The 12,866-nt window shown below is 71.9% G+C and carries 11 protein-coding genes; 4 read left to right on the forward strand and 7 right to left on the reverse strand.

Annotation, left to right across the window (positions count from 1 at the left end; translation table 11 throughout):
- From ACH4YL_RS13625 to ACH4YL_RS13640, 4 genes are all read right to left on the reverse strand, one after another.
- Positions 1–633, reverse strand: coding sequence for a hypothetical protein (locus ACH4YL_RS13625; protein WP_398507470.1), 633 nt, complete (start codon positions 631–633; stop codon positions 1–3).
- On the reverse strand, positions 630–2,759 hold the full coding sequence (locus ACH4YL_RS13630; RefSeq protein ID WP_398507471.1) for a hydantoinase/oxoprolinase family protein: 2,130 nt from the start codon (positions 2,757–2,759) through the stop codon (positions 630–632). The genes ACH4YL_RS13625 and ACH4YL_RS13630 overlap by 4 nt, the downstream gene beginning before the upstream one ends.
- Positions 2,760–2,864: 105 nt before the next feature.
- A complete protein-coding gene (locus tag ACH4YL_RS13635) occupies positions 2,865–4,463 on the reverse strand; it encodes an FAD-dependent oxidoreductase (RefSeq protein ID WP_398507472.1) in 1,599 nt (532 codons plus the stop codon).
- Between the two features lie 68 nt (positions 4,464–4,531).
- The gene (locus ACH4YL_RS13640) at positions 4,532–5,635 is read right to left on the reverse strand and encodes a LacI family DNA-binding transcriptional regulator (protein ID WP_398507473.1); all 1,104 of its coding nucleotides are present in this window, start codon (positions 5,633–5,635) and stop codon (positions 4,532–4,534) included.
- A 154-nt stretch (positions 5,636–5,789) separates the two neighbouring features.
- Here ACH4YL_RS13640 and ACH4YL_RS13645 point away from each other — a divergent pair, with 154 nt between their 5' ends.
- The 4 genes from ACH4YL_RS13645 (at position 5,790) to ACH4YL_RS13660 (ending at position 10,536) form a co-directional block, all read left to right on the forward strand.
- Entirely contained in the window at positions 5,790–6,779 is a 990-nt protein-coding gene (locus tag ACH4YL_RS13645; RefSeq protein ID WP_398507474.1) for an acetylxylan esterase, read from the forward strand.
- 255 nt (positions 6,780–7,034) lie between these two features.
- Positions 7,035–8,309, forward strand: coding sequence for a discoidin domain-containing protein (locus tag ACH4YL_RS13650; RefSeq protein WP_398507475.1), 1,275 nt, complete (start codon positions 7,035–7,037; stop codon positions 8,307–8,309).
- Positions 8,309–9,550 (forward strand): MFS transporter, encoded by a 1,242-nt coding sequence (locus ACH4YL_RS13655; protein ID WP_398507476.1) that lies wholly within the window; start codon positions 8,309–8,311, stop codon positions 9,548–9,550. Before ACH4YL_RS13650 ends, ACH4YL_RS13655 begins: the two co-directional genes overlap by 1 nt.
- Positions 9,547–10,536, forward strand: coding sequence for a TolB family protein (locus tag ACH4YL_RS13660; protein WP_398507477.1), 990 nt, complete (start codon positions 9,547–9,549; stop codon positions 10,534–10,536). Before ACH4YL_RS13655 ends, ACH4YL_RS13660 begins: the two co-directional genes overlap by 4 nt.
- 32 nt (positions 10,537–10,568) lie before the next feature.
- Here the strand turns inward: ACH4YL_RS13660 and ACH4YL_RS13665 are convergent, their stop codons facing one another.
- Genes ACH4YL_RS13665 through ACH4YL_RS13675 form a run of 3 tightly spaced genes read right to left on the reverse strand, consistent with a single transcriptional unit; the run spans position 10,569 to position 12,852 of the window.
- Positions 10,569–11,582, reverse strand: a complete 1,014-nt coding sequence (locus ACH4YL_RS13665; protein ID WP_398507478.1) for a hypothetical protein — start codon at positions 11,580–11,582, stop codon at positions 10,569–10,571.
- A complete protein-coding gene (locus ACH4YL_RS13670) occupies positions 11,579–12,463 on the reverse strand; it encodes an ABC transporter ATP-binding protein (RefSeq protein WP_398507479.1) in 885 nt (294 codons plus the stop codon). Before ACH4YL_RS13670 ends, ACH4YL_RS13665 begins: the two co-directional genes overlap by 4 nt.
- Positions 12,460–12,852, reverse strand: coding sequence for a GntR family transcriptional regulator (locus tag ACH4YL_RS13675; RefSeq protein ID WP_398507480.1), 393 nt, complete (start codon positions 12,850–12,852; stop codon positions 12,460–12,462). The genes ACH4YL_RS13670 and ACH4YL_RS13675 overlap by 4 nt, the downstream gene beginning before the upstream one ends.
- Positions 12,853–12,866 lie beyond the last annotated feature (14 nt).

Consider the following 12,866-nt stretch of genomic DNA (forward strand, 5'->3'; position numbering starts at 1 on the left):
TCAGTTCTCTCTTTCGTACGAGGCGAGCGCGGCGGTGAGCAGGAGCGGGCTGCGGCCGAGTCCGCAGACGGTGCGGGCGTGTGCGTGGGCGGCGATCTCCTCGGCACCCGCGACATGGCCGAGGACGCGGCGGCGGCCGATCCGCAGAACGACATGGCCCAGGGATCTCTTCAGCGCCGCCTTGGCCGGTCCGTGGTGGAGCTGTTCGTGCACCGCCTCGTGGGCGAGGGCGGCGGCACGCACCGAACCTTCCGGGTACCAGTGCCGCCAGCCACGCTGCTCGATCAGTGCCTCTGCGAGCGCGAGGGTGTCGGTATACAGCTCGACCGTCGCGGTGGGCCTCGATGTGTAGCGGGCCAGCAGGCCGAGTTCCAGGCCGCCGGCGCGCTCCACGACGCGGGCACGCGCCGACGTCTGCGCAACGGTGGCCCCGAACTCCTCGGCGGCGCGCGCCCATGCGCTCAGCAGTGCACGGTCGCGCCCCTCGTGCGTGGGGGTCGCGGCGAGGAAGTCGGCGGCGAGATCGAGGTCGTCGGCCGCTTCCAGCCGGGTGATCGCATCCGGTCCGGCCAGGCCTGCCGCGCTCGCGCCGGGCGTGGCGGTCTCCGTCGCTGTCCTGCGACGCGCGGTCATGTCCGCACCTCCAGGACGGCGACGACGGGCTCGTCGGCGGGCCGGTCACGCAGCTCGCTGCGGGCGAGTGCGAGCAGCGGTTCGGGGTCGAGTACGCCGGAGAGATCAGCGATCCTCGAGCCGAGCAGCAGCCGGACCGCCGGAGCGCGTACTCCGCCGTCTCCGTACGACGTGGTCTCCCGCACCTGTGCGGCGAGCACGTCACCGGCCCGGCCCACGGTGGTGGACTCCACGTGTGCGTCCGCCACATGGAGCCTGACCACACCGTCGGCGTCGACGACCCGTACGGGACGGCGTGTGGCGCGGAACCGGCGGCGCGCCTCGGCGCCGTACACCGTGTGCGCGGCGGTCCCGGCCAGCTTCCGGACCGCGGACGGGTCTGTCCTGAGACTGGCCGCCGCCGTGCGCAACCGCTCGGCCTCGTCGGCCCGGTGCGCCCGGTCCTGCGTGCGCAACTCGGTCGCACCGGTGGCGACGGCCCGCACGGTGGAGGTCTGCGGGTCGACGGTGACTTCGACCTCGACGCCGTCGGCGGCTGCGCCCTGGGCGATGACGGCTGCCTCCGCCTCGGCCCGCACGGCGAGTATCTGCTCCTGTCCGGCGCCCGGGATGATCCGTTCCACCTGCTCGCGGACGAGTGCGAGGGCGACGCCGATGGGGCTGATGACCTCGTTGTGGCGCGCGATTCTCCCTTCCATGGCGCCGGCTGCGGCCAGATGCGGAGTCACGCTCGCCGCACCCCCTCCCCCGCCCACGAGAACGGCGGTGTCCTTGTCGAGCCGGTACTCGCGGATCATCGCGTCGACGACGGTGCGGACCTGTGCCGTGCCCGCATCGAGGATGCGGGCGGCGGCCGTCGCCACGTCGACGCCGAGCCGGGCCGCGAGCGGGGCGACGGCAGCCTTGGCGACCTCCTGGTCGCAGCGGGCGAAGTCGCCTTCTGGGACCCGGCCCAGCGCGTTGGCGGCGCAGGTCATGGTGACGGCGTAGCGCCCGCCGGCCGCGTCGAGCACCGCGTAGTCCGCGGGGTCGCCGTCCATCGGCCGGACTGTGGTGACCACCGCGTCGCGCAGGTCGTCGAGCGTGGCGTAACAGGCGTACGGCAGCCCGGCGATGTGGGCGCTGCGCGGTCCGACCCCGGTGATCCGGCCTTCGCCGATACGGACCATCGATCCGCCGCCGACGCCGACGGTCCGTACGTCCAGCGCGTTCAGGTACGACGTCCGGCCGAGGACGGTGGCGTGCCGGACGGCGACCTTTCCGCGCCGTACGACGCTGATGTCGGTGGAGGTGCCGCCGGTCTCCAGGAACACGCCCTCGCTGATCCGTTCCTGCATCAGAGCGCCCGCGACGCCCGCCGCAGGTCCCGACAGGACGGTCAGCAGGGGTCTGCGGCGCATCTCTTCGAGCGACATCACGCCGCCGTCGCAGCGCATCACCATCAGCGGGGCGCCGACGCCGGCCTTGGTGACGGAGGCGTCGACGAGGTCGGCCGTGGCCAGCATCCGGGGCAGGATCGCCGCGTTGACGACGGCGGTACGGGTGCGCTTGTGCAGCCCGTACAGCGAGGTGATCTCGTGCGCGGCGGTCATCGGCAGCCCGTGGGCGCGTGCCGCCTCCAGCACGGCTGCTTCCCCTTCGGGCCGGTCGACGCTGAACGGTTCGCTGGCGACCAGGACATGGGCGCCATCGCGCACCAACGCGTCGACGGCGGCCCGGACCGCACCGGCGTCTGAGGGGTCGGCGACATGGGCATAGGCGAGCGGAAGTCTTTTGCCGGGCGTGAGTTCGAGCTTGCGCAGTGCGGAGAGCCGGCGGGTGAGGGCCGCTCCGGGCCCGGCGCCGATGCCGATCAGGCCGACGGTCGCGACATCACCCTCCAGCAGCGCGTTGGTAGCCTGGGTCGTGCCGTGGGCCAGGAAGGCGATGTCCTGCGGGGCGTGTCCGGTCTGCTGGAGCAGCCGGTCGAGCGCTTCGACGATGCCGTGCGCGACTCCGTCCTCGTGATGGTGGCTGGTGGGAACCTTCACCTGGCCGAGCAGTTCCAGGGTCGCGGCGTCGACGGCCACGGCGTCGGTGAAGGTTCCGCCCACGTCGATGCCGACGCGGATGCGGTGGGTGGTCATGGTTGGGCACCTCCTTGTGCCGGTCGGCGCGATGCGCGGACGGGCCGGGTGGGACAGGTGGAGCTGTCCCGCCCGGCGGTCCGCCGCGCACGCCCCGTCGGATGTTCAGTAGCCGCGTACGTCGGGCCAGTGACGCTGGACCCCGTCGCGGTCGAGCAGCCTTGCGAACTCCTGGAACCTCTTCTCCTCGGACTGGACCTGGTGCGGTTCGACTCCGTCGGTCAGGCAGTGGGCGGCGAGTGCGCCCGCGACCTCGCCGGCGTTCCACTCCACCGGGTGGAGCCGGTAGCAGCCGTTGGTGATGTGAGTGGTGCCGATGTTCTTGCCGGCGGGCAGGAGATTGCGGACGCGGCGCGGGAGCAGCGCGCCGAGTGGGATCTCGAAGGGCACCGAAGCGATGTCGATGTAGTTGTCGCCGCCGGTGGAGGGATGCAGATCGATGCGGTAGCTGCCGACACCGACCGAGTCGCGGTGCCGCGTGCCGCCGTACGGCCCGACGAGGTCGACGGCGACGTCGTGTTCGGTGACGGTGGTGACGGCCTTGATGCGGCGGGACTCGCGCAGATACGGCGACTTCGCGAGGCCGTCGGCGGTGCCGGTGACGTCGGGGCGGATCCGCAGTCCCGGGAAGCCGGTTCCGCCGTCTTCGCGCGGGGCCTCGGTCTGCAGCCAGTACAGGAGGGACAGCGACAACTGCCGTGCCTCGCGCAGCGCTTCGGCTTCCTGGCCGATGAAGGGCTTGAGCCAGTAGTCGTTCAGCGGCCAGTTGACGAGGGTGATGTCGGAGTGGAAGGCACCCGGGCGGTGCATTTTGCGGGCGAGGATGCGGCGGAAGCCCCACAGTTCCTTGTCGCCCGCGTCGGCACTCTGGTCGGCGGTGACGTCGAGCGGATCGAGAGCCGGGTTCGGCACGAAGGTGCGCGGAACCGGTTCCAGGGATCGGGGATCGGGCGCCTCGAAACCGAGCAGGGGACCCGGCCAGAAGCCGGGGCGGTACGAGCGCCAGAAGTCGTAGTCGGCGGGGCGGTCGATCGTGTGGTCCTGGCCCTCGTGGTGCGAGAGCGCGAAGCACACCGTGATGCCCTGCTGGTTGAGCGGATCGGCCTGGTCGGGGGCGTGCGGTTCGTCGAACTCGGCACGGGACTCGGCGCCGACGGCGTGCTCCACTCCGGCGAGTTCGAGCAGTTCGCCCGTTTCGGTGGCGTCGATGACATAGCGGGCGGAGACCGTGCGACGGCAGCCCTCACGGCGGTCGTCGAACGTGACGGAGCGTATGACATCGTTGTCGGCCTCGGCACCGACAGGCAGGTGCTCGGTGAGGAGGGTGAGCCGGCCCGACGCTCTGTGCGGCGCGAGCATCGACTCCAGCACGGCCAGGGCCACTCGCGGCTCGTGGCAGAGCTTGCTCACGCGCCCGGCGCCCGGGTTGAGCCGAGTCAGCGCCAACGCCTCGGAGCGCAGGGGATACCACCGGCGGTAGTACTCGCGGATCCCCTCGCGCAGGGCTCGATAGCTCGCCGTGGTGCCGAACTGCTCGACCCAGGGGTGCTCGTCCGGCGGCACGGCCTGGGACGTGAGCTGTCCGCCGATCCAGTCGGTCTCCTCGGTGAGGACGACGGTGCGGCCGGCCCGGCAGGCGGCGAGTGCCGCGGCCACGCCGCCCAGTCCGCCGCCCACGACGAGGATGTCCGGTTCGGGTATCACGTATCTCCTTGTACGAGTTCGGTTCCGCGTGGAGTTGGTTCAGCTGTCGGTTGAGTCCTGTTGCTGGTTCAGGTGGCGGCCGGCGGCCGGCCTGCCGTGGCGCCCGGCCGGAAGACGCAGGTCACCAGGGGTTCCTCGACGTCCTCTCCGGCCACGATGGCGGCGAGCGTCCGCACGGCCGCAGCGCCCAACTGCGGGCGCGGTATGTCGAATCCCGTGGGCTGCGGCCCGTCCGCCAGATCGGCCGGCGGGCTGCCCAGCAGCGCGAGGGAGACGTCGCGCGGGCAGTCGAGCCCGGCCTGACGGACGGCGTTCCACAGTGCTCGCCAGGCCCCTCCCGTGTCGGTCTCCTCGGCGACGAACGCGGTGACGCCGTCGCCCAGCCACTCGCGCAGCCGCTCGGCGGTCAGCTCGCGCTCCGGGTCCGCCGAGCGGAAGACGGCGGCGGGGCCCGCGGGCAGCCCGGCGGCTTCCAGGCCCTTGAGGAAGCCGTGCTCGCGGTCGGTCGAGGCCGGCGCGTCATCGTCCTCACGTACGAGGACAATGCGCCGGTGGTCCGCCCGTGCGAGGTGCTCCACGACCTCACGGCTGGCGCTGACGTAGTCGGCGCCGACCCAGGCGAGGCCCTCCAGTTCGTCCCTGCGGCCCAGGTGGACCACGGGATATCCGTCGGCCACCAGCCGCCGCAGTTCGTCGGCGGGTGCGTGGCGACCGAGGAAGAGACACCCGTCGGCGAGCCTGACGCGGCTCAGCGCGTCCGGTCCTCCCGCCCCCGCGCCGCCACTGCTGGAGCCGGTGAAGAGCACCAGGTCGTAGCCGCACGCCGCGGCCTCCTGCTCGACACCGACCAGGAACGGGTAGTACGAGTGCCGCACATCGGTGGGAAACGTGGCGGTGAAGCTGAAGACACCGAGCAGGTTGTTGCGCGCCGCCGCGAGCCTGCGGGCCGCGGGATCGGGTACGTACCCCAGCTCGCGGGCGGCGTCGAGCACCTTCTGCCGGGTCTCCTCCGAAATCGTCGCGCCCTGCCGCTTGTTGTCCGCCAGCACCAGGGACACCGTGGCCTGCGAGACGCCGGCCAGCCGTGCGACCTCGGCCTGCCGCGGCCGTGACGTACGGCCCGCGGGTGCGGGGGTACGGCCGGGCTTGGAACGCTTCCGGGGTTGTTCCACCCTCACTCCTCCTGGTCGCTAATGCGTATTACTAATGCGCATTAACGAGTACTGTGAGGGCCCTTCGGCCCTCGGTCAAGGGACCGGACACGACTTTCCCGGGCCCTTCCCCTTCGCCCCTCCGGTCGGGCTCCCGAACCAAAGGCGGTGCCGCATGGCCCAGTTCGACGTTCCTCTCGACGAACTCCGCACCTGGCGCAGCCGATCCGTCGAGCCCGCGGACTTCGAGCGGTTCTGGGCGAAGACGCTGGCGCAGGCGCGGACGCATGAACTCGACGCCCGCTTCGACCTCGTGGACACGGGCCTGGTGACCGTCGACGTGTACGACGCGACCTTCGCGGGTTTCGGCGGCCATCCGGTCAAGGGCTGGCTGGTCCTCCCCGCCGGCACGAGTGAATCGCTGCCCGTGGTCGTCGAGTTCGTCGGCTACGGAGGCGGCCGCGGCCTCCCCCACACTCATCTGCTGTGGGCGTCGGCGGGCTTCGCCCACTTCGTGATGGACACACGCGGCCAGGGCAGCGGCTGGGCCGCCGGGTCGACGGCGGACCCGGTGGGCAGCGCACCGGCCTATCCAGGGTTTCTCACGAAGGGCATTGAGGATCCCTACGCCTACTACTACCGGCGGGTGTTCACCGACGCGGTGAGGGCCGTCGAGGCAGCCCGGTCCCACCCCCGCACGGACGCGGCCCGCACGGCGGCAGTGGGAGTGAGCCAGGGCGGCGGGATCACACTGGCGGTGGGCGCGCTCGTGCCCGACCTGGTGGCGATCGCGCCGGACGTCCCGTTCCTGTGCGACTTCCCGCGGGCCACCGCGATCTCGGACCGTACGCCGTACCGGGAGGTGGGCCACTATCTCAGCACGCACCGGGGCAGTGTGGAACGGGTCCGGAGCACGCTGGCCTACTTCGACGGTGTGCACTTCGCGGCCCGGGGCCGGGCGCCGGCGCTGTTCTCGGCGGCCCTGGAGGACCTGACGTGCCCGCCGTCGACGGTGTTCGCGGCCTTCAACGCCTATGCGGGTCCCCACAAGGAGATCGAGGTCTACGACTTCAACGGCCACGAGGGCGGCGGTCCGCATCAACAGGCGGTTCAACTGCGGTGGCTGGCACAGCAAATGGCGGACCCGGGCCCTCAACGGGACTAGTAGGAAACTTTCCTGTCCGCTAGCATCCCTGGCGGTGGCTTGGCGCGGTGCCCGACACACGTGGGCATGACGCGCTCAGCGAGAGCTCTGACCCGGCCGCCGGTGCGCTGCCCCATGCCCGTCCGCGGGCTTGGGTACGGCGCGCTGCGCACCGGTGTCCAGCTCTCGCCGCCCCCAAGGCCAGGGAGTCCAGGTATGCGCCTGAACGCCTCAGTTCGACCCCCCAGACTCACCCTCCCCCTCCTCCTCACCGCCGTGCTGGCGCTTGTCGTCGGGCTCCTGCTCGCGCTGCCCGAACGGGCCGGTGCCGCCGCCGACCCGCTCATCTCGCACGGGAAGCCCGCGAACGCCTCCTCCACCGAAACCTCGTCGCTGGGCGCGCGGAACGCCTTCGACGGCGACCCGGCCACCCGCTGGGCCAGCGCCGAGGGCACAGACCCACAGTGGATCCGGGTCGACCTCGGCTCGGCCGCCACCGTCTCGCGGGTGAAGCTGAGTTGGGAGGCCGCCTACGCCAAGGCGTACCGCGTCGAGGTCTCCGCCGACGGAGCCGCATGGACCCCGGTCGCCACCGAGGCCGCGGGCAACGGCGGCACCGACGACTGGACCGGACTGTCCGGCCAGGGCAGGTACCTGCGCGTGTACGGCACAGCGCGCGGCACGACGTACGGCTACTCGCTCTTCGAGATCGAGGTGTACGGCACGCTCGACGGCGGTCAGCCGCCCGCCGGGGCCTTCACGGTCGTCGCGGCCGGTGACATCGCTGCCCAGTGCACCGCGTCCGACAGTTCCTGCGCCCATCCGAAGACCGCCGCGCTCGCCCGGCGGATCGACCCGAAGCTCTATCTGACGATGGGCGACAACCAGTACGACGACGCCCGCATCGAGGACTACCGGGCCTACTACGACAAGACCTGGGGCGCCTTCAAGGCGAAGACCCGCCCGGTGCCGGGCAATCACGAGACATACGACCCGGCGGGCGCCCTCGCGGGCTACAAGGCGTACTACGGCTCCCTCGCCTTCCCGCAGGGCAAGAGCTACTACAGCTACGACGAGGGCAACTGGCACTTCGTCGCACTCGACTCCAACTCCTTCGACCAGAGCGCCCAGCTCAACTGGCTGAAGGCCGACCTGGCGGCAAACAGCAAGCGGTGCGTTGCCGCCTACTGGCATCACCCGCTGTACTCCTCCGGCGGACACGGCAACGACCCCGTGTCCCGGCCGGTCTGGAAGATCCTTTACGCCGCGAAGGCCGACCTCGTTCTCAACGGGCACGACCACCACTACGAGCGGTTCGCGCCGCAGGACCCCGACGGCCGGGCGAAGGCCGACGGGATCGTGGAGATCGTCGGCGGCATGGGCGGCGCCGAGCCCTATCCGATCGAGCAGGTCCAGCCCAACAGCCAGAAGCGGATCAGCGGCCAATACGGCGTCCTGAAGCTCGACTTCACCGACTCCGGGTACGGATGGACCTACGTCACGGCCGACGGACAGGTCAAGGACACGAGCCCGAAGTACAACTGCCACTGATGTACCTGGCCACCAACGGCCGCCCGGACGCGCCCGCCGCCGGCCCGGCGGCGGCGCGGCGCGTCCCCGGCACCGTGTTCGCACTCGGCGCGGTCAGCCTCGTCACCGACATCTCCTCGGAGATGGTCACGGCAGTGCTGCCGCTCTACCTCGTCCTGGGCCTCGGCCTCTCCCCGCTCCAATTCGGCTTTCTGGACGGGCTGTTCAACGGCGCAACCGCGCTCGTGCGGCTGCTCGGCGGGCGACTGGCCGACCGGGGCGGACGGCACAAGCAGGTCGCCGGAGCCGGCTATCTGCTCTCCGCGCTGTCCCGGCTCGGGCTGCTCCTCGCGGGCGGCGCCACCGCCGGGATCGCCGCCGCGCTCGCCGCCGACCGGCTCGGCAAGGGCATCCGGACGGCACCGCGCGACGCCCTGATCTCGCTCAGCGGCCCGCCGGAGACGCTCGGCCGCTCCTTCGGCGTGCACCGCGCCATGGACACCACCGGCGCACTCCTCGGCCCGCTCGTCGCAGTCGCGGTGCTGTGGGCCACGGCCGACGCCTACGACGCTGTGTTCGTCGTCAGCTTCTGCACCGGCCTGCTCGGCGTCCTGCTCCTGGTCCTTTACGTTCCCGGGGCGCCCGGCCCGACCGTGAAACGCCGAACTCCTTTCCACAAAGGGGCACTTCGCGACCCCGTGTTCCGTCGCGTCCTGTACGCCGCGGCCCTGCTCGGCGCCGCCACCATCGGCGACTCCTTCGTCTACCTGCTGCTCCAGCGCGGGCTCGACCTCCCGCCGGACCGCTTCCCGCTGCTGCCACTGGGCGCCGCCGCCGGCTATCTGCTGCTCGCCGTCCCGGCGGGCCGGATCGCCGATCGCGTCGGCCGCCGACTGCCCTTCCTGCTCGGGCACGCCGCACTCCTCGGCGCGTACGCCCTGCTGCTCGCCCCCGCATCGGCCGTGACCCTCGTCGCCGTCCTGTTCCTCCTCGGCGTCTTCTACGCCGCGACCGACGGGGTGCTGATGGCGCTCGTCGGCCCGGTGCTGCCCGCCCACGGCCGGGCGGGCGGCCTCGCGCTGCTCCAGACCGTCCAGGCGCTGGCCCGGCTCGTCGGCACAGCCGGGTTCGGGGCGGCGTGGACGGTGTGGGGCCAGGGTCCGGCGCTGTGGGCGGCGGCCTTCGCATTGGCCGCCGCGCTCGCGGCGGCCTGGGCAATCCTGCCCGCTCCCACTCCCGCTCCCACCGCGGAGGCACCATGAAGCCTGGCTCCCGGCACCTGCGCCTCGCCCTGGTGGTCGTCGCCGTGCTCGTCCTCGCGGGCTGCTCACTCGGCTACGTACTGCATGCCAGGCATCGCGGCCATCCACCTCAACCGGCCGACGCGGACGGCTCGTTCACCATCACCGAGCCGGGCCTTTACTTCCGTGACGCGGCCACCGGGCGGGTCGCGCGCAGCCCCGGCCCCGACACGCCGGCTGTCTCCGGCGGCCCGTCCTGCGAGCGGTTCTACGCCGCCGCGGAGCGCGCACTGTGCCTGCGGAAGCTGCCCGGAGTGCCCGCCCGCACCCAGGCGCTGGTGCTGGACCGCGGGCTGCGGGAGGTGCGCCGCGTGACCGTTCCCGGCATCCCCAACCGGGCCCGGGTCTCCGCCTCGGGACAGTTGCTGTCCTGGACGACGTTCGCGACCGGCGACTCGTACGCCACTTCAGGCTTCTCCACCCGGACGTCGATCCTGGACCTGCGCACCGGCTATCTGATCAAGTCGATGGAGGAGATCCCGCTGACCGTCGACGGGGCCCGCTACCACGCCCCGGACGTCAACTACTGGGGCGTGACGTTCGCCCGCGACGACAACCGCTTCTACGCGACCGTCTCGACCAGGGGCCGCACCTATCTGGTGGAGGGCAACCTGCGGAACTGGTCGGCGAAGGCGCTGCGGCAGAACGCCGAATGCCCGTCGCTGTCGCCCGACGGCACCCGGATCGCCTTCAAGAAGAAAGTCTCCGACGACCCACGGGCGCCCTGGCGGCTGTATGTCCTCGATCTGGCGGACCTGCGCGAACACCAGCCGGCCGAGCGGCGTGGCGTGGACGACCAGGCGGCCTGGCTGGACGACGCGACGCTCGGCTACGCCCTGCCGGGCCGGGACGGCCGCCCGAGCGACATCTGGTCGGTCCCGGCGGACGGCACGGGAGAACCCCGCCTCACGGTGCCGGGCGGCTCGTCACCCGCGTATGTGCGGTGACGGGCGGGAGCCCAACTCTCATGTGGTTCCAGTCAGGTGTGGCGGCGGCGCAGCACCACGAACGCCGCGGCGGTCAGCACCGCGGTGATGGCGAGGACGACACCGGTCTCCACGAGCTGGAGCGGCCAGAAGTGCGAGGAGGGGTGGAAGACGGCGTAGGCGCCGGTGATGCCTTCCTGCGACCGGCACTGTGCCAGAGCCGCGCCGTACTGGTCCCAGCACGGGGTCTCCGCGATGCGCTGCCCAGAGGTGCTCAGCACGCCGTTCTCCAGCTGCCAGACACCGTTGGTCAGCTCGGAGGCGGAACCGGTGGTGGTCCGATCGGTGGCCGGCCACAGCTCTTCGCGGTGCCGTTCGCCGAGGACGGCCAGGAAGACGGTGGCAAGGAAGGCGAGCCCTGCGGCGGGCAGAGCGCGGCGGAGCAGCAGGCCGGCGAGCGCGCCCATGGCAAGGCCGCAGAGGGCGTACGCGATGCCTACGGGCCCGAGCGCACGGAACACGTCGTCGTAGTGCCACTCGTCGACCAGCGCTTCCGTGCCGGAGCCGCGCGCCCAGCGGTACAGCAGTGAGAGCAGCACCATGCCCGTGGTGATCAGCACCGCAGGGAGCAGGAGTTTCGCGGCCAGCCAGCGGGTCGGCGTGACGGACTGGGTCCAGGCCAGGGCGGCCGTGCCGCGCTCCAGTTCGCGGCCTATCAGTACGGCGCCCGCGTACACGGCCACGGCGAACGGCAGCCAGGCGATCAGCGTGGCCACCGTACTCATGCTGCCGCCGTATTCGGACGCGGCGGAGGTGGTGGTGGACTCCAGGCACGGCCGCAGGCCGCTGTCGGGCGATCCGCACGAGAGGGACCGTACGGCCTCCGGGCCTGAGGCGTGCAGCCACACGAGGGCGGCGGTGCCGGCGGCTACGAAGGCGAGGGCGAGCAGCAGCGCGCCGCGGTGCAGCCGCAGCACCGCCCAGGGCAGGCCGTGGAGACCACGGGAGGCAGGGGCCGCCGGGGCCGGGGAGGCCGCCGGGACTGCGGGGGTGGCGGGGGCGCTCATGCCGCTGCCACCTCCGCGCTCGGGGTGAGCAGTGCCGGAGCGCCGGGACTGCGGAGATGGGCCATGAGCACTTCCTCCAGGGACGGCCGGTCCTTCTGCCAGACGTCGCTGACCGCGCCGGACCCCCGTACCAGCGCGGTCAGCTGACGTCCCGTCGTCCGAGATTCGACGACGATGTGCGGGTCCAGGTCGGCGACCGGCCCCGTGATCAGGGTGTGTGCGGTGAGCAGGTCCTCGGTCTCGCCGGCGAGGCGGATACGGCCGCCGTCGACGAGGAGGACGTAGTCGCAGGTGTTCTCCAGCTCGGTGAGGATGTGCGAGGAGATCACGATGGTGGTGCCGTGCTCGGCGGCCTCGGCCATCAGGGTGCCCATCAGACGGTGGCGGGCGAGCGGGTCGAGGTCGGCCATCGGCTCGTCCAGCAGCATCAGTTCGGCACGCTTGCCGAGTGCGAGCGCGAGGGCGAGGCGGGTGCGCTGGCCGCCGGAGAGGGACCGGACGCGGGTGCCATGGTCCAAGTCGCCCTCCGCGACGATGCGTTCGGCGGTCGCGGCGTCCCAGCGGCCGGGGTTGAGCTCGTGGCCCAGGCGCAGGGTGGCGCCGATGGTCAGCTGCGGGTAGAGCGGCTTGTCCTGGGCGACGTACGCGAACTTCTCGCGTACGGCTGCGGGGTTGGTGCCAAGGACGCGAAGGACGCCTTCGCTCGGGCGCTGCAGTCCGGCCGCGAGCGCGAGAAGGGTGGACTTGCCGGCGCCGTTGGGGCCGGCCAGGGCGCAGACCCGTCCGGCGGGCACCCGGAACGAGCATTCGCGCAGGGCGGGGCGGCGTCGCCTGCCGTATGTCCGGCCGAGGCTCCTTGCCTCGATGGCTGCGACTGTCATGCGTGGTCCCCCTTGTCCTGCTCTTCCACTACGGATGTGAAGAGCGCTGTGATGTCGTCCTTCTCCAGACCGGCGTCGCGGGCCCGGGTCACCCAGTCGGTGAGGTCGGCGCGCAGGGCCGCATGGTCGGCCTGGGTGCCGCCGCCGAGCGTGCGGGTGACGAAGGTGCCGAGGCCGCGCCGTGCTTCGACGAGGCCGTCACGTTCCAGTTCGCGGTAGGCCTTGAGCACGGTGTTCGGGTTGACCGCGGTCGCTTCGACAACCTCGCGGGCCGTGGGCAGCCGGTCGCCCGGTTCCAACAGGCCCAGGCGCAGGGCCTGTTTGGTCTGCTGGACGATCTGGAGATAGGTGGCGACGCCGCTGCGCCGATCGATACGGAACTCGACCACGATGCTGCACCACC

Origin of the sequence: Streptomyces sp. NPDC020681 (genome assembly GCF_044334895.1) — a bacterium.
GTDB lineage: Bacteria > Actinomycetota > Actinomycetes > Streptomycetales > Streptomycetaceae > Streptomyces.